Origin of the sequence: Pseudoalteromonas holothuriae (assembly GCF_945859825.1) — a bacterium.
In the GTDB taxonomy this organism is placed as follows: domain Bacteria; phylum Pseudomonadota; class Gammaproteobacteria; order Enterobacterales; family Alteromonadaceae; genus Pseudoalteromonas; species Pseudoalteromonas holothuriae.
Map to the genome: position 1 here is coordinate 84,095 of NZ_CAMAPC010000014.1, position 17,121 is coordinate 101,215.

Genomic DNA, 17,121 nt, shown 5'->3' on the forward strand with positions numbered 1-17,121 from the left:
GCTAGCATAACCGCTTGGTAACTAAAACGTTCAACACTTCAAAGCGTGCGTTAAATTATGCTGCACGTTCTAGTTTTTCTAGGTAATTTACGATGTCACTTGATTCGTATAACCAAGTAACTTTGTTATCTTGTTCGATACGCAAACAAGGCACTTTCACCTTACCCCCTAGCTGTGCGAGTTCCTGACGAAACTGAGGGTTATTTTTAGCATCGCGCGTTTCAATATTGAGCCCTTCACGTTTAATCGCACGGCGCACCTTTACACAAAACGGACAAGCTTTGAACTGGTATAACTTTAATGTTTGCGTATGTGTATCAAGCTTTTGCTGTGCATCAACAGGTCGCTTTTTGCTTCGCGGCGTAAATATAAAGTCGAGCAACAAAATAATGCGCCCTAAAAACCAACGTACAAACTTCATGTTCGCTCCCATAAGTAAAATGAATGGTCGCTATATTAACACAAGCTAAAATAATTCAATATCGCCAGTTTGGTGGGAATTTACTTTCTCTTTTAAACTTGAGTACGCGGTGACCCGGTTTCTCCCATCTTGCTTTGATTGATACAAGGCTTTGTCAGCACGATTTACAAAGTCAGCGACTTGTATATCTCCTTCAAGCTCTACAAAGCCCATGCTGACAGTCACATTTCCAACTTGTGGAAACTTCATTTGATCAATGTTATGCCTAACTCTATCAAGTGTTTCTATGGCTAGTGCTTCATTCTCGCAAGGGAAAACCACAGCAAACTCCTCACCGCCATAACGAAACACATAATCTTCAACGCGAAAATTACTTTTTAATAATTGCGCCACCAATAAGATAACCTCATCACCCATAACATGCCCATAGGTATCATTTACTTTTTTGAATAGGTCTATGTCTACAATTGCCATGTACCAGCGCCGTTCACCGTAGCCGTCACGCATAAACCATGTCTCATTACCCGAGACAATATCAACCACTTTCTCATCAAAGGTCTGTCTGTTTAAAAGCTGTGTAAGTGGGTCTAAGCGCGCATAATGCAAAGTGGCCGATTGATGAACATACACATTTAAAATATGTGAAACAACAGCATACTCAGTGCTCGTCATTGACGGTTTTGCCTTAGTATCAATCACTAAAAAGCCAAGCATTAAACCTTGATAACGAATAGGTAAAACCTGTGCTTGCGCTAAATTAAGTACGGTTACATCTTGGCGAAGCTTTGTTAAGCGGGTAGTTAACTCAGGAATATCCAGTTGAGTAACATTATTTAACGACTTATCGTCGCTTGTTAATAAACCTGAATTAAATATTAAACACGGGTGCTGACGAATGGAGAGGCTTTTACTGAAATACATAGCAAATGCGCTACCGTGCCCTAACACTTGATTTAATGTGGCTAATAAACACTTATCTAGGGCATTTTCGCAATTTTGCGAAATAAGCTTAATTGTCCATTCATAGCCACAAGGTGTGTGCTCGTTCATTCCCAATCTGCCTATTATTATCCTTTCATTAACTTTAGCCTAAGTGATTAATTTTGCACACTAAGCCAATTCAGTAATTAGAGTTTAAAGTAGTACCATATCATCTCTATGTACAATGACATTAGATGCCTTATACCCTAAGCAATTGGCAATGTCTGAACTATGACAACCTTTTATCATCCCTAGCTCTTGCTCAGAAAAAGCACATAACCCTTTAGCAAGAAGCTGCCCATCTGGGTTTGTAATAGTCACTAAATCACCTCGAGTAAAACGACCAGTAACGGCCATAACACCTTTAGCTAACAAACTAGCGCCTTGCATCGCTATCGCTTCGCAAGCACCAATATCAATGGTGATAGTACCCGTTGATTTTGGCGCGCAGAGCAACCACTTTTTACGGCCATCGAGGGGCGCATCAAAACGTATAAAGGTTGTGCTCGTTGCGACTTGTTCCATGACTTTTACTACGATGTTCGTTTCGCTCCCCTTCGCTATCACTGTTTCGATGCCTGCACGTTGAGCAATATCAGCAGCTTGTAATTTAGTATTCATACCTCCTGTGCCCAAAGATGTACCACTGTCACCTGCTAAAGCACGCAGCGCATCATCTATCTTGTTAACTTGAGCGATGAGTTGAGCGTCAGGGTCTATACGCGGATCGGCTGTAAATAGTCCAGCCTGATCGGTCAGTAATATCAACTTATTTGCGTTAGCTAAAATAGCCACCATAGCTGATAAATTATCGTTGTCGCCCACTTTTATTTCACTGGTGGCCACTGCATCATTTTCATTAATAATGGGCACAACTTGATGTTTAAGTAGCTGAGTTAAGGTATCTCTTGCCGTTAGGTAACGTTCACGATGCTCCACATCAGCGCGTGTTAGGAGCATTTGCGCAACAGGAATATCGTACAAAGCAAACAATGTTTGCCATAAATGAATTAACTGCCCCTGTCCTATGGCTGCTAACATTTGTTTCTGTGCGATAGAATCACCACAAGGTTGGCTTAATTGAGAGCGACCGGCGGCAACAGCGCCACTTGATACCAGTACAATGTGATGGCCTTGCTGTTTAAGTTCTGCACATTGTCGAACAAGCTCAACCATACGCGGTTTATGCAAATGAATACCTCCCGCTGTAAGCACGCTCGTTCCCAACTTTATCACTATGATCTGCTGCTTCATAACCTCATTCCAACACTTAAAAAATCAGTTATATCAGAGCCTGTATGTGGCACAAGTTAATTTTGTTCATATGAAGTTAAAGTGATATTATCTGCGCCGAATTTACGCTTTAAAAGCAGCCACTTTACGTATTCAAACAAGTTGGCGTTGCTAGTGCGCTTGTCGCTTTTATGATCAACGTCAATACTCAATTTTAAAAAAAATACCACACTGCTAGGTAGAGGAATCATTCATGAAAACACACTCAAAACGTAAAGAACTGATTATGTTGCCACTACTGTTTGTTACAATCGCGCTGTGTATTGGCGGACACTTTATTTTGCAGCCTAGCTATCAAAACAGTAATGTTGCTGAATATGCCTTGGCGGCGTTACCATTTTTAATGTTTGCAATCGTACTTATTGCCATAAAAATGGCGATAAAAGCAGACAAACAAGATTCCTCTAAATAAAGTATTTAGAGAATATGATAACCAAACCAATCAGGGGTTAAAGGCTGACTTTTACCACTTGGCTTTAACGCTATAAAATATTGCTCATCAAGTAAATCAATAGCAAAACAATCATCCACGTCATGTAAATTATCTTTGTGAAGGTGAGTCATTCCATTGAGGAGACTGTATTTCGCTTTTTCTTTCGCTTCATATGCGTCCTTTGCAACAAACAAAGCAAAGTCATGCTGCTCAGCTAAGCGCTCAGGCACATAAGCACCCAAATTAACAAAAAATAATTTATGGTTATGCGCTGGTTTCTCTTTGACCAAGCTCACTTCATAACCATCTGCATGTTTTATTTCAACATAAGAGTCCATATGCACAGCTGCTCTATCACCAACCCATTGCGCTTTTAATTTTTGATAGCAGTCTTCTATTTGTTTTCCTATCACAAAACGTACATCGTGCATTTCAATATGACAGCCACTCACACGTCCCCCTAAATAAACCATAAACAGCTTCATCACAGTTCCTTATACAACAACAAAGTCCAATCATATCATTATTTTGAGTCATCATTAAAACTACGCTATGGTGAATACCAAAAGACAATAATTAAAACAGGCTAACCCTATGAAGCTTTTTGTACGTCTCGTTTTGCTACTATGTAGTAGCGCGATTTATGCTCAAACAACCCTTATTCATAACGTTCATGGCTACTCTCCTACGCAAAAAGGAGAGTTAACGACTTTTACCACTTTAGTATTTAAAGACGGTAAAGTAGTAAAAACAGGTAATGACTCCATCATAGATGAGTTTCCTCAAGCCAATAAAATAGATGGCAAAGAACGTACATTACTACCAGGTTTAATAGATGCCCATGGCCATATTATTGGTTTAGGTAACAACCTACTACAACTAGATTTAAGGGGCAGTCAGTCTGTTAATGAAGTTGGCAAGAAGCTTCAAGCGTATGCAGCACAGGCACCAAAAGGCTGGATCACTGGACGAGGCTGGGATCAAACATTATGGCCGGGTAAACAATTCCCAACGGCAAGGCAGCTGGATGAATATATTAACGACCGCCCAGTGGTACTTACTCGCGTTGATGGTCATGCAGTATGGACCAATAGTAAGGCAATGGCGCTCGCCGGAATTAATAAAGATAGTGACACACCGCCAGGTGGTGAAGTTATTCGCTTAAATAATGGTCAACCTAGTGGTGTATTTATCGACAAAGCTGAGCAACTTATTGTTACTCATATTCCACCAGCAACTGATGAGCAAAGACAACTCGCGTTGAACACTGCTGGTAAGCATTTACTTAGCTTAGGCATTACCTCAGCACATGATGCGGGAATTGAGTATGCAACTTGGCACCTTTATCAACAACGAGCAAAGCAACATACACTACCCCTTCGTATTTATGGGATGTTAAGTGCCGGTGACTCACACTTGTCGGAAATGCTGAAACATGGGGTAATAAAAGAAAAAAATGACTATCTAAGTATTCGCAGCGTAAAAATTTATGCAGATGGCGCATTAGGCAGCCGTGGCGCTGCGTTATTAGAGGATTATCATGACAGAAAAGGCCACAAAGGCTTGATGCTAGAAACCCAACCTCAACTTGAAACGCTACTTAAGCAAAGTTTCTCTCACGGTTATAGTGCTCATACTCACGCGATTGGCGATAAAGCTAACCGTATCGTGCTCGATAGCTATGAAAATATCTTTAACAAAGTTGGGGGAAAGCTACTTCGCAATCGCATTGAACATGCGCAAATTGTTCACCCTAATGATATTAAGCGGTTTAAAGCACTTTCAATCATACCTTCAATGCAGCCTATTCATGCGACATCAGATATGCACATGGCTGAGCAACGTTTAAACAATGAGCAACTACGTGGTGCTTACGCTTGGCAAACATTTTTAACTCAAGGGAGCAAAATTGCTGCGGGCTCTGACTTTCCTGTTGAGCTCGCTAACCCTTTCCATGGCTTACATGCCGCTGTTACCCGTATGTCTCGTAATAGCCAACCTAAAAATGGCTGGCGAGCACAGGAGACTCTTAATCGAGAGCAAGCATTGCGCGCATTTACACTCGATGCAGCTTATGCAGCGTTTCAAGAATATAAACTCGGCAGCTTAGAGCAAGGTAAGTGGGCAGACTTTATTCTAGTTGACAAAGACTATTTTAAAGTAAATGCAGCGCAAATTGCTGATATTCAAGTACTACAAACTTGGCTTGCGGGTAACTTAGTTTATCAACGTTAAGCACCACTGCTGCATCGAAGCTAATCAGATCGATGCAGCTTATATAAGTGATATAAATTAACGAAAGCCAACAAGCCGTTGGTCAAAGCAACTGGCCATGCTTGTATCATTACTCCATACACTGTAAAACAAATACAGCCCGTTAAGTTAAACCACCGCAGTTTAATTACGTTGCTCATCATCAAAGAGATAACCAAAAAAACCGAGGCAATATAGCCTAAATATTCCCAAGTCATTTGTTCTCTCCTATTAGTTGAGTTAGCATAGAGGGTCGCGTAATAAAGATATGTGTAATAAAGCCTAGAAGAAAAAAGCTAACTCACAAACCCCTTGAATTAGTTAGTAAGCTCTAACACGGGACGGGGGCTAAACGAGAAAAACCTCAATAGCAGGTATGAGTTAGCGTAAAATCATTACGGCCATGCTATCTTTATTCAATATTAATAAATAGGACAAATGTCCGAAGAGCCATCTAGATGTTTCAATATCATTTTTCAACTAATCTTGTAGAGCAGTTACTGAGCTTTGCTGGTAACGCATTTGTTCACAGTAAAAAAGACGTATTAATCCATCAAGATGAGCCTTTAACAAAGTTAATTCTGGTAAGAAGTGGTACGGTTTCTTTTAGTTATGACGTTGGTAATGGTAGACGTTTATTGTTAGGACAACTTGACTGCAATAATACCTTAATAGGCGAAATTGAAGCACTTAATAATCAGCCTTGTATCTATACCGTCACCTGTTTAAGTAACGTTCAATACAACCTGATTGAATTAAAGCATTGGCGACAATTGCTGCTCGACCAACCAGAATTGAGCTTATATACCGCGCAAACTATTGCGGCTAAATTTGCTGAAAATCAAAAAATTAATCTCGACAAGTTATTATTACCACTGAGCTATAACATCGCTAAAGACTGTTTATTACGAGCTGAAAACAATAATCCAACATTACTTCGCGCTTACCCAACAGTAAATGCAGAAGCTGAGCGTTTTGCTACTACTGAACGAGCTTACAGACGTGTGGTGACTGAATTGGTAGACAAAGGCTTAATAGTGAGAAGTAGTGACGGTTTAAAACCTGTAGATATAGATGCGCTAGAAGATTTTGTAGATAGTTTTGCACAAATATAGAAATAAGCTGGCCTTCAGACTGGCCAGCTTAGCGCTATGTCTTACTTAAATAACGCTTTGATATTACTCAAGTCTGATTTACCTGCAATGATTTCATCTGGCGTAAGCCCAGAAAGCTCATGTGGAAATACCAGCCACTCATCCGACTCATGAATATAGTAATCAGGCTTCATAGGCACTTTAGTATTGTTTGGCTTATAATAAGGGCAAGCCACACGGATATCTTTTGGCAAGTTCAAGCGCATTAGTTCAGCAAGCTTTTCTTTTAACGCATAAATGCTGCGACCAGAGTCAAACACGTCATCTACGATTAATAATGAATCCCCAGCATTGGCGTTTTCTATAATGTAATGTAAACCGTGAACTTTGATCTCTTTTGATTGCTTGCCAATGCCGTAATAAGACGACGTACGCACAGCTATGTGGTCTGTTTCTATGCCTTTATAGTCATAGTATTCTTGAACAGCTATTCCAATTGGTGCGCCACCGCGCCAAATGCCAATGATAAAATCTGGACGAAAGTCGTCTTCATAAACTTGCGCGGCAACACGAAATGAATCTTCTAGCAATTGCTGTGCGGTGATATAGCACTTATCTGACATACAAAAACCCCGTGAGAATGCGAATAATGTCGTGTGGTAGCTACTCAGACATAGAGTATATGACTCAAAAATGACATAAAGCAGCATAAGGTGTAACCGACTATTTTAGCGCAGTTACAGAAGAAATGCTTGTGCTCATACCTATTATACCAATGCGCAATAATACTTAATCGTTTTGCGGGGTTAAACTTGACACTAGCCGGGCTGGAATTTTTATTTTAAAACAAATAGATAGTAAATTTACGCCTTATTATTGATAAAGTTTCATTACCTCAAAATAGAGTACTTCGGGTCTGTTGTTCTTTGCTGTGTGTTTTTGCAAGGCAGGACCTATATCGCATCGTTATTCTATGTCAGCTAGGTGATAAGGCAGAAAAAATACCCGAATGGCGCTGCTCAAAGGGTTCAACCAAAGACTTCCACTACTTTGTCATTCGCAACTGACATAAACTATTATGCTACATGGCTCATTTCTCGTAATGAAAGCCTTTGATTTGAACAAAATTCATACCTCAAAGATCAACAGACCCTAATTAAGCTGACTGGTATCAGTGCTTAAAAATAAATCGAGGAATAAAAAAACGGCCTGAACAAAGTTCAGACCGTTTTATTGTAACTTACCTTTTTAGCGTTTAATGGCTAACCGTCTGGAGGCTCCAAAAGGAACAAGTAATAACATTAACCATAACAAGCTACCACCACTGCCATCCGATACGGGTTTGGTTACTTGTACGCTAACTACCCCTATTGCCTGTGCACCAAATTCATCCTGCACTGTATAGGTTATCGTATCCATGCCAACATAGCCTGATTTTGGTGTATAACGCAGTAGACCATTATCCATGATAGTAACAGCACCAACATCAGCCGTTGCGAGTGTTAGCGTCAGAGTGTCTGATTCAGGGTCTGAGTCATTGCTTAATACATCTATCAATACAGTAGACTCATAATCCACACTCGTGCGATTAGGGTTGGCTTCTGGTGGCATATTCTCAGCTACAGTGACCACCACCATCGCTTCACCTACACCACCTTTTCCATCACTAATGCGGTACATCACCATATCTTCACCCGCAAAACCTGCGTTCGGTACGTAGCTAATACTTTTACCTTCATTGATAAATGTATCGCCATTTGAGGCACTCGCTTGTGTGATAGTGAGTTCATCACCTTCTGCATCACTGTCATTAGCTAAGACATCAATAACAACCAAACTCCTATTTGCAGTTTGAGCACTGTCATTTTGAGCTACAGGTGCTTGATTACCGACCACAGTAACCGTGACAGTGCTAAAGCTCGTGCCACCTTGAGAGTCTGTAATGCTATAGCTAATCACATCTTCTCCTACAAAGTTGGCTGCAGGAGTAAACCGTAATTGCTGCTCAGCGGTTACTTCTACAACACCAAACTGGGCGCTTGCTTGTGCAATTGTTAGTGTATCACCATCTGCATCTGTATCATTTTCTAATACGTCTATCACTGCACTGCTATTCCACTGCATACTAAAGGTATCAGCATTAGCCACCGGTATTTGGTTATCAGACAAGAACACCCCAACACCGCTTGGATCAACGATTGTACCGTTGGCTTTTTCATCAGCATCATTAGGACCTCCATCTTCAATTTCTAATTGAACACACCAATGACCTTCCGTTAGTCCAGCTTGCCATAGTGCATCACCTGGAGGAGGGCAGTACCCTGCCTCACCCGCACTACTGAAGACCTGGTTGTTGCCATTTTCAACAAAATCTCTCCAACCTTGTGCGTCAGTGTACTTACGATATACCGCATTTGCTGGAATTGGCAGAGTTTGCGGCAGTACTAAGCGATACGTTTGCCCAACTTCAGGTAAGCCATAAGCAATATAATCAAACACCCCGCCTACGTTGGTAACTTCACTGTCTGCACTGATATTGCCCTGTTGAGTATCATCGCTTAATTCCAACCCTCCGCGACTATCTTGCGCTGCAACAGCACCTTTACGCAAACAAACACCTGGATCGCCTTCTGCTAAGAATGCATTCTGGTTAGTCACTTGCCCTGGCACAACATTACACTCATCTATTGCATCTAAGAAATCCGCTATGCCATCGCCATCTGAGTCAGCGTAACCTTCTTGATCATCAGGGATTAAATCCCCATCAGAGTCTTCAGAACTTAAAGCTGCCAGCTCTGTGGTTATATCAATATACACTGTTTCACTACCACTAAGCGCGGGTGAAGCACTGTCGGTTACTGTCACTGTAACTGGATACACACCTGGCGTGACAACGCTTGGGTCAAAGGTAAACAGGTTGCTTTGAGCACTTTGATTTGTCAAAGATGAATTCCAGTTTAAGGTCAGCTGATCTTGTGGATTCGCATCAGTTGCTTGTGCGAGCACATTAACCAAGCCCTCATTTTGCGCGACCGTTAACCGGGTTTCAGTAGATTGCTCAACGTTGAGTTTAACAACTGGTGTTATGTTACCTTCAAAGATACGAACTGTTGTTTGGCTCTTATTGCCTAAATTAACTCCGGCATCCAAACTAATTACAACTGTCTCAACTTGCTCAACAACACTATCGCTGAATACACTAAATTGTATCGACGTTCGTGTACCACTCGAAATTGTCACTACGCCACTTTGCACATCATGATCAGTACCATCAGCACTACCAGAGACACTGTAGTTGACTGTAACTGGATAACTTGGCGCTGGGCCATTAAGTAATACATCTACCGAAACACTATTCCCTTCAGTTACCACTTGATCTTTACTTAAAGATATTAACGGCATTACAGTTACTTGCTGCTTCGCAATCGTTTTCAAGTCATTATCATCAACAGCCTGCCAGTAAACACTATTCAGCCCTGGTGCAAAGGTAGTCGCTCTATCAACCAGTGATACTGGTACTGGGTTACCTAAGCTATCAACTGCTGACGCAACACCTAAGTCAACTTTTGTGAATAAACCTGTAGCATTCACCGTAACATCATTGGGTACAGTCAGTACGGGCTTCTCCCCATCCGATTCACCAGTTATTTGCAAATCAACGTCAGCTGTATCTCTACCTGTATTGCCATCTGATATTGCATAACTGAACTGAACTTCTCCACTAAAACCATCTGGTGCCTGATACTGCAATGCACCCTGCGCAACACTAACACTACCGATACTGGCTTTTGCACCTTGAACTATTAGAGTATCTCCATCCACATCAGAGTCGTTATTTAATACTGACAATGTATATGTGTTAGAGCTGTTTTGTACCAATGTAAAGGTATCATCTTGTGCATTAGGTTCATCATTTAAGGGAGTAATTTCAAGTGATACAACCGCAGGCTCTGAAGTTAACTCAGCATCACTAGCTGTATAGCTGAAACTATCCTGTCCATTAAAATCTTGCACTGGCTGATATACCCAACCGACATTTGATTGAGTTAAAGTACCATTACTCGGTGGTGACACGATTGCAAATGTAAGTGTATCATTTTGGGCATCAGTCGCGGATGCAGTAATACCTAATGTCGCATCTTCTTCCAATGATAGTGTTTGGGGTGTTACCACTGGCGCCGTATTTACTTTTAGTACAGTTAAGTTAAAGGCTGCAAGACTTGAACTTAAAGTACCATCCGAGACGCTTACTACCACACCACTTGTTGTGCCAATATCACTTTCATCAGGAACACCTGAAATTGTGCCAGTTGCAGCGCTAAACGTTGCCCAACTAGGTAGGTTTGCAACACTAAATGTCAAGGTATCATCATCTGAGTCTGCTGAATTTGGCGTAAAGCTATATTGCTCACCAGCAAGCACTGAAGTTGCTGGGGTTCCTGATATGGTTGGTGCATCATTAACATTAACTACTTCAATACTAAACGCAGGTAAATTAGCTGATACACTGCCATCTGATACGCTTACTATTACACCACTGGTAGTACCTATATCACCCTTACCTGGCACACCAGCAACCGCCCCCGTTGAAGCACTAAAAGTTGCCCAACTGGGTAGGTTTGCCACACTAAATGTCAAGGCATCACCGTCTAAATCTGTAGCACTTGGTATAAAGCTGTATTGTTCGCCTTCCAAGATTGACGTAGCTGGTGTCCCAGTTATGGTTGGCGCATCATTAACATTAACTACTTCAATACTAAACGCAGGTAAATTAACTGATACACTGCCATCTGATACCGATAACACAATCCCAGAAGCTGTACCCACATCTTGTTGTTGCGGCACACCACTTAACAAACCACTATTTGAATCTAAGGTAAGCCAACTTGGCGCATTCGCAACATTAAAGCTCAAACTATCATTATCAATATCATTTGCCTGTGGAGTAAAGCTATAGGTATCGTTTTGCGATACTTTAGTATTTGGTGTGCCAGTAATCGATGGCGCATCATTCACGTTTGTCACGACTAAGTTAAATACACCAAGGCTCGAACTGAATGAACCATCAGTTAGCGTTATTTCGATATTCTGCGCAGTACCAACATCGCTGTTACCCGGAGTGCCCGTGATTGAACCATTATTTGAATTAAAGTTTAGCCAAGTAGGTTTATTCTGTATGTTGTAAGTTAATATAGTTGAATCAACATCACTTCCCACTGGGGTAAAACTGTAGCTCTCACCTTGTGCAACTATTGTTATTGGTATACCAGTAATAATCGGAGCATCATTTACAGCACTCACATTGACAGTTACGTTATCAGATATCGAACTGGATTCATTGTCGGTAAGCTGAACAGTGACAGTTCTTGCCGCTATAGAGGGGTTATCACTACTATTTTGGTAACTCAGCGCCCTAACCAATGCTTGCGTAATTGCATTGGTACTGGCGGATAAGTTGACCGTTAAAGTGTCTCCGCCCGAAACTACACCATCATTGGCAGTACCGCTAGTTTCGCTAATAGTACCTATCACTGAATTTTGGTAGCTTAGCTGTGCATTACTAATGCTAAAGTCACCACTGGTTGCAATACTTAAGCTATCTTCTGCTAAAGCACCACTGCTAATTGACGCGACTAATTGAGCATCATTACCTTGCCAGCTAGCATCCCCATCTGGGTCAGTCGCAGATGCTTGGCTATCGAGTGAAGTTGCTAAAGCATTTTCGGTGTAATTAAGGCTAGCTGCCATAGACAGCGTTGGCGCATCAAGTTGTGCATTGATAGTAACGGATGCCGTATCAGATATATTTGAGAATGCTGTTATACCACCTTTATTCGTCGCATCAGCTGTATCACCAGCCGTACCTGATGACTTATCCCAAGCAATAAAGGTAAAGGTTGCAGAGCCATTATAATGCTCACTCGGTACAAATCTGATTTTTTGAGTCGTGCCAACAGTCAATGTCCCATCAAGCAACCGAGCTGCAGTTGTTAAATCAACACTTTGCCCTGTAGTTACACTAAAATCACTCCAATTACTACCATTGTCAGTGCTGTACTGCCAGCTACCATTAGTATTATCAACCATGGTTACTGCAATAGCTTCAACAACCCCTCCATCTACATCGCCGATAGAATTATCAACTACCAAAGTGTCAATTTCCACTCCGGTGTTATTAGCTCCTGATACATCTTCATTTATCGCAGTTAAAACTGGGGTTTGCGAATTATCTAGCGTTGGAGCGTCATTAACTTCTGTGATGCTTACCACTATTTGATTTGTACCTTCACTATTGGATACACCATCATTAAAAGTCCAGTTTAATGTAGCTGATGTGCCGGGGGCTTCAGAGCTATTGGAATAACTAATATTTCGTAACACATTCCCTACAATAGCGGTTGTTGCATTGCTATTAAAGGTTAAGGTTAGAGTACCAGCACCATTCGCGGTAACAGTACCTACAGAAGTATTGTTGTAATCAAACGTTTGACCCTGCGTAAGCGCACCCAATTGCCCTGTATTTCCATAAGTATCACTGGTATTCGCTCCACCGTTACGGGCGATTGTAAGACTTGCACCATTGTAGTCACCATTACCGTTACTTAACGCATCTAGTTCAGTATCTGAGACCGCGACATTCAAATCAAACACGACTGCCGAACCATTCTCTGTAAAGTTAGGCGTGGCATCTAAGCCAATAAATACTGGAGGGTTATTTTCGTCTAAAGTAATTGTAACTTGCTGCGTTCCCAACTCAGCGGCATTACCAGTAGTAACAGTATTAACATCTACGATAACAGTTTCCCCATCATCTGAAGTTGGGGCATCATCAATACCTGTAATCGTAAAGGTTTGCGATGCTGAACCACTACTAATGGTCACTGTATTACCTGCAATAGACCCGCCCAAAGAATAATCAGTACCAGAACCTGTCGCAGTACCGCCAAAACTTAAAGTGACAGACACATTTGCAGGTGCATTAAAGTCATTACTTGCGCTATCTTTGAGTGTTAAGGTAACCATTGCTTGGCCTGACTTTTCTAAAATAGACGTGTTATCAACACTTAATACTACATTAGCCGCAACCGTGACTGCATACGTTGTATTATTGGTAATACCTACAAATGTATTACCAGCACTATCTGTTATAGCCGTTGTATCTACCTGTACTGCATAACCAACACCTGCCGATAAGTCTGTGCCTGGATTAATAATTACCGTATTGCCATTCACAGTCACAGTACCACCGTTACTGCCCGTTCCAGTCGCAACGTTAAAAGTTTCGATCACACTAGAATTTGCCGCATTAACCAGCGTTATATTACCTGTACCTAAAGCGACAGCTTCAGAAAAGCTCATTACCAAATTGCCGTTAGCAGCCAAACCATAGCTACCATTCGCCGGCGTTGAATTGCTCGCATCGAGCGTTGGTAATGCCCCGTCAATAACAAATGCTTTATTTGCAGAGAGTGAATTTGCTGTACTAGGAGTTGGTAAAGTGAGCGTAGCAGTATTACCCGAAGAGTCATTAATTGAGCCTCCGTTAAGTGCTAGCGCTGAAGACGTAGTGTAAGCTAAATCATTACTAAGGTCGCCTGATTGCACTGTATATGAGAAACTTAACAACGTTCCGCCTGAACCTGAAATGTAACTTGCCACTCTATCATTAGTGCCAGTTTCCAAGGTCAACGTTGGCGTGCCCGTTACAGTTACATTTTCACTAAATGTGACGGTTATTGTAAGTGAGTCGCCAACTTTATAAGTGCCGTTAGCTGTAAAAGAGGATACGCTGCTTACAGTCGGCACCACACCATCAATCACCAAGGCTTTACTGGCCGACAATGAATTAGTAGCGCCTGGCGTTGCTAATGTTAAAGATGCATTATTACCAGCCGAATCACTTATTGAACCACCCGCTAAGGCCAAAGCAGATGTACTCACATAAGCTAAGTCACTGCTCACATCATTTGACTGAACCGTGTAAGAGAAGTTTAACGTTGTAGACCCTGAGCCACTGACATAACTAGCCGCTCTATCATTAGCACCCGTTTCAAGAGTTAATGTTGGCGTGCCTGTTACCGTAACCGCGTCATCGAATGTGACCGTCACTACGATTGAGTCGCCCACTTTATATAAACCATTCGTCGTGGTTGAAGAAACATTGCTTACCACCGGTGCTACACCATCAATCACCAACGCCTTATTTGCTGACAATGAATTAGTTGCTCCAGGCGTTGCAAGCGTTAATGTTGCAGCATTTCCACCCGCATCATTTAAAGTGCCTCCTGCAAGCGCTAGTGCCGATGTAGATGTATAACTTAAATCACTACTGACGTCACCAGATTGAACAGTATAAGCAAAACTAAGCGTATCACTACCCGAGCCACTACTATAGGTTGCGGTTCTATCGGTTGTACCGGTTTCTAGTGTTATTGTAGGTGACCCTGTTACTGTAATTGCTTCGTTAAAGCCAACAGTTACCGTAACCGTGTCTCCTACTTTATATGTACCATCATTGCTCGATGCAGATACGCTACTTACGCTAGGCGCAACGGTATCGACCGCATGGACAGCACCATTAAAACTGGCAACATACCCATTGGTGTTATTACCATTGCCTAGCCCATCAACAATATTGGTGTTCGCATTTAAGTCTAATCTAATACTACCCGTACCACTTATGCCATTGACGGTCACAGTAATAGATGAGCCAGATGATGCTGACACACTGGCTATAGTACCCGAAGCGTTTCCAGTCACCGTACTTAAAGTGAAATCATCAGTTGAAACGTTAGTGGCTGATTCATCAAATACAGCAGTGTAAGTCACAGTAGTATCATTGCCACTTGGGGATCCAGATAAATTAAGTGATGTCATCGCTGGTGGCGCGTTATCAGATACCGCAGCTTCAAAATCAATGGTGTCTATCACCACAAAAGTCACTTTGCTGGCTTGGCCTGTTGTGGTAAAACGTACCTCATCAATATCTTGCCAACTTTCATCAAACGTCAACACTCCGTCATTAAAAGTCGTTAATTGATTTTCTGCCGTTAATACTGTGCGCACATACGTTATTGAACTTGGGTCACTTTCTGGTATGGCCTGCGTAAAGTCTACTGTCTCTGAGACTGCACTTACATCATTTTTATACCCTGTTATTGTCACTATATGATTGACGGTATTTTCGACTGAAGTGATATCTGTGATTGAACCCGCTTCCATTGAGACCAACCTAAACTCATCACCATTGCTACTTTTAAAGCGGTAATCAACATCACCTACAGGTGCTTTTGTCAACACCCCTCCATCAGAAATATGATAAAGTAATGCGTTATCTGCATTTAGCTCATCTGTAATCCCAAATCGACGATCTCGACCATCCACTGAGTCATTATATCTGGCCATTTTACCCGTCGCAGGGAGGTTATGAGAATATGTCACTCCGTTGAAAGTAACTGGATCACTGAGTAGTGCAGGCCCACCGTTTTGAAACGTTACATCACTTGGATGAGCTAATACACCTTCAAAACCCGCCATATTTTGCGCTAACTGCCACTTACTTGAAGTTGAAGAGTACTCTAAAACCCAATCACCGCCATTTTTAACGTTGCCAGTTTTGTTAATTGAAGCATATACAGGCCTATTCAGTCGCTTGTGCAGCTTATCAACAAAATATTTACCCTGCTCACCTTTTGCCACATCACACCCATATAAATATAATTTACCTGTAGGTGAAAGTAACGATTCTACATGGGCAATAAACTGCTCATATTCATGCGTGTTATTATGTATTTTTTGACCATTAACCAACAACCAACCTGGCCCGCCATGAGACATTAAATGGAGCTCTGAATACTTTGGTTGATTGGTATTTTGTGGTAACAATGAACTATCCAGATGATATGGTTTTATGTCCATATCATCTGAGAGCGCATCAAATGCACTCGCTGTTTGAACTTGCTTGTCAACAAGTAATAAAGGCTTTTCATGAGCCTTCAAATGTGCAGAGGTGAAGAGAACACCCATACACATTAGCCAAGTAAATAATAAGCCATATCGGCTTACTTTATTTCCACACATATGCCTTTCCTCATTAATTTAAAATACATACAGCTGAAATGAAAAGTTACTTTGCTTAGCAAAGTGAGTCGCAACGTCCCTACCAAAGCTGCTTATATAGTTAAAAGTTGGTTAGCTAATAAAGTTGCCGTGAGCGAAAGCCGACATGGCAAAACAAAATTAATTAGTTATGTGAGATTTGATATAGAGGTAAAAAGGCTTCACTCGAGATATTAAAAGGTGATAGTCCATCAACTTGATAAGGAAGTGGTAATTGCATAGTAGCCGCCCATAATAATTTGCTAAAATCGCAACAAACCAAACTGTTTTTATTTGCGATCCATCATCAAAACACGATTGCGCGACCACCAAGCTTAACTATATAAAGCTAGCACGCTATACTCCTACGATGCTAAAAAGCACAGGAGCAATACATTGACACGTTGTCTTCATGGTTAGTATAGGCAAGATATTCCAAGCGTCTAGAATTTAAGAAATAAAAAATTACGAAATAAAAGTTAAAATATTATTCCTATTTTTGGTACTAACTGGAATTGATTGAAAATAAAGGGTAAAAAATTACAAAA

10 protein-coding genes are annotated in these 17,121 nt (G+C 41.3%); 3 read left to right on the top strand and 7 right to left on the bottom strand.

Going from position 1 to position 17,121, the window contains the following annotated elements; all coding sequences use genetic code 11:
• Window positions 1-55: 55 nt before the first annotated feature.
• The 3 genes from OCI93_RS15605 to proB form a co-directional block, all read right to left on the bottom strand.
• Entirely contained in the window at window positions 56-421 is a 366-nt protein-coding gene (locus OCI93_RS15605; protein WP_261592642.1) for a glutaredoxin family protein, read from the bottom strand.
• Between the two features lie 45 nt (window positions 422-466).
• The gene (locus OCI93_RS15610; protein ID WP_261592643.1) at window positions 467-1,471 is read right to left on the bottom strand and encodes a GGDEF domain-containing protein; all 1,005 of its coding nucleotides are present in this window, start codon (window positions 1,469-1,471) and stop codon (window positions 467-469) included.
• 84 nt (window positions 1,472-1,555) lie between these two features.
• Window positions 1,556-2,656, bottom strand: a complete 1,101-nt coding sequence (gene proB, locus OCI93_RS15615) for a glutamate 5-kinase (RefSeq protein WP_261626798.1) — start codon at window positions 2,654-2,656, stop codon at window positions 1,556-1,558.
• A gap of 232 nt (window positions 2,657-2,888) precedes the next feature.
• On the opposite strand from proB, the gene OCI93_RS15620 reads away from it, so the two are divergent.
• On the top strand, window positions 2,889-3,107 hold the full coding sequence (locus OCI93_RS15620) for a hypothetical protein (protein WP_261592645.1): 219 nt from the start codon (window positions 2,889-2,891) through the stop codon (window positions 3,105-3,107).
• A gap of 5 nt (window positions 3,108-3,112) precedes the next feature.
• Here OCI93_RS15620 and OCI93_RS15625 read toward each other — a convergent pair whose 3' ends face one another.
• Window positions 3,113-3,613 carry a DUF1543 domain-containing protein gene (locus tag OCI93_RS15625; RefSeq protein ID WP_261626799.1) on the bottom strand — a complete coding sequence of 167 codons (501 nt, stop codon included), beginning with the start codon at window positions 3,611-3,613 and terminating at the stop codon, window positions 3,113-3,115.
• Window positions 3,614-3,722: 109 nt separating this feature from the next.
• Between OCI93_RS15625 and OCI93_RS15630 the strand changes: the two genes are divergently transcribed.
• Entirely contained in the window at window positions 3,723-5,363 is a 1,641-nt protein-coding gene (locus OCI93_RS15630; protein ID WP_261626800.1) for an amidohydrolase, read from the top strand.
• Between the two features lie 20 nt (window positions 5,364-5,383).
• On the opposite strand, the gene OCI93_RS15635 is transcribed toward OCI93_RS15630, so the two are convergent.
• Window positions 5,384-5,599, bottom strand: coding sequence for a YgjV family protein (locus OCI93_RS15635; protein ID WP_261592648.1), 216 nt, complete (start codon window positions 5,597-5,599; stop codon window positions 5,384-5,386).
• 240 nt (window positions 5,600-5,839) lie between these two features.
• Between OCI93_RS15635 and OCI93_RS15640 the strand changes: the two genes are divergently transcribed.
• Window positions 5,840-6,496, top strand: a complete 657-nt coding sequence (locus tag OCI93_RS15640) for a Crp/Fnr family transcriptional regulator (protein ID WP_261592649.1) — start codon at window positions 5,840-5,842, stop codon at window positions 6,494-6,496.
• A gap of 41 nt (window positions 6,497-6,537) precedes the next feature.
• On the opposite strand, the gene OCI93_RS15645 is transcribed toward OCI93_RS15640, so the two are convergent.
• Both OCI93_RS15645 and OCI93_RS15650 read right to left on the bottom strand, forming a co-directional pair.
• On the bottom strand, window positions 6,538-7,098 hold the full coding sequence (locus OCI93_RS15645) for a phosphoribosyltransferase (protein WP_261592650.1): 561 nt from the start codon (window positions 7,096-7,098) through the stop codon (window positions 6,538-6,540).
• Window positions 7,099-7,723: 625 nt separating this feature from the next.
• Complete coding sequence (locus tag OCI93_RS15650) at window positions 7,724-16,555, bottom strand: Ig-like domain-containing protein (RefSeq protein WP_261626801.1); 8,832 nt, start codon at window positions 16,553-16,555, stop codon at window positions 7,724-7,726.
• Between the last annotated feature and the right edge of the window lie 566 nt (window positions 16,556-17,121).

What these genes read in the sequence shown, in the direction of transcription:
- OCI93_RS15645 (WP_261592650.1), bottom strand. Translation starts at nt 7,098, where the DNA reads ATGTCAGATAAGTGCTATATCACCGCACAGCAATTGCTAGAAGATTCA.
- OCI93_RS15630 (WP_261626800.1), top strand. Translation starts at nt 3,723, where the DNA reads ATGAAGCTTTTTGTACGTCTCGTTTTGCTACTATGTAGTAGCGCGATT.
- OCI93_RS15635 (WP_261592648.1), bottom strand. Translation starts at nt 5,599, where the DNA reads ATGACTTGGGAATATTTAGGCTATATTGCCTCGGTTTTTTTGGTTATC.
- OCI93_RS15640 (WP_261592649.1), top strand. Translation starts at nt 5,840, where the DNA reads ATGTTTCAATATCATTTTTCAACTAATCTTGTAGAGCAGTTACTGAGC.
- OCI93_RS15620 (WP_261592645.1), top strand. Translation starts at nt 2,889, where the DNA reads ATGAAAACACACTCAAAACGTAAAGAACTGATTATGTTGCCACTACTG.
- OCI93_RS15605 (WP_261592642.1), bottom strand. Translation starts at nt 421, where the DNA reads ATGAAGTTTGTACGTTGGTTTTTAGGGCGCATTATTTTGTTGCTCGAC.
- OCI93_RS15610 (WP_261592643.1), bottom strand. Translation starts at nt 1,471, where the DNA reads ATGAACGAGCACACACCTTGTGGCTATGAATGGACAATTAAGCTTATT.
- proB (WP_261626798.1), bottom strand. Translation starts at nt 2,656, where the DNA reads ATGAAGCAGCAGATCATAGTGATAAAGTTGGGAACGAGCGTGCTTACA.
- OCI93_RS15650 (WP_261626801.1), bottom strand. Translation starts at nt 16,555, where the DNA reads ATGTGTGGAAATAAAGTAAGCCGATATGGCTTATTATTTACTTGGCTA.
- OCI93_RS15625 (WP_261626799.1), bottom strand. Translation starts at nt 3,613, where the DNA reads ATGAAGCTGTTTATGGTTTATTTAGGGGGACGTGTGAGTGGCTGTCAT.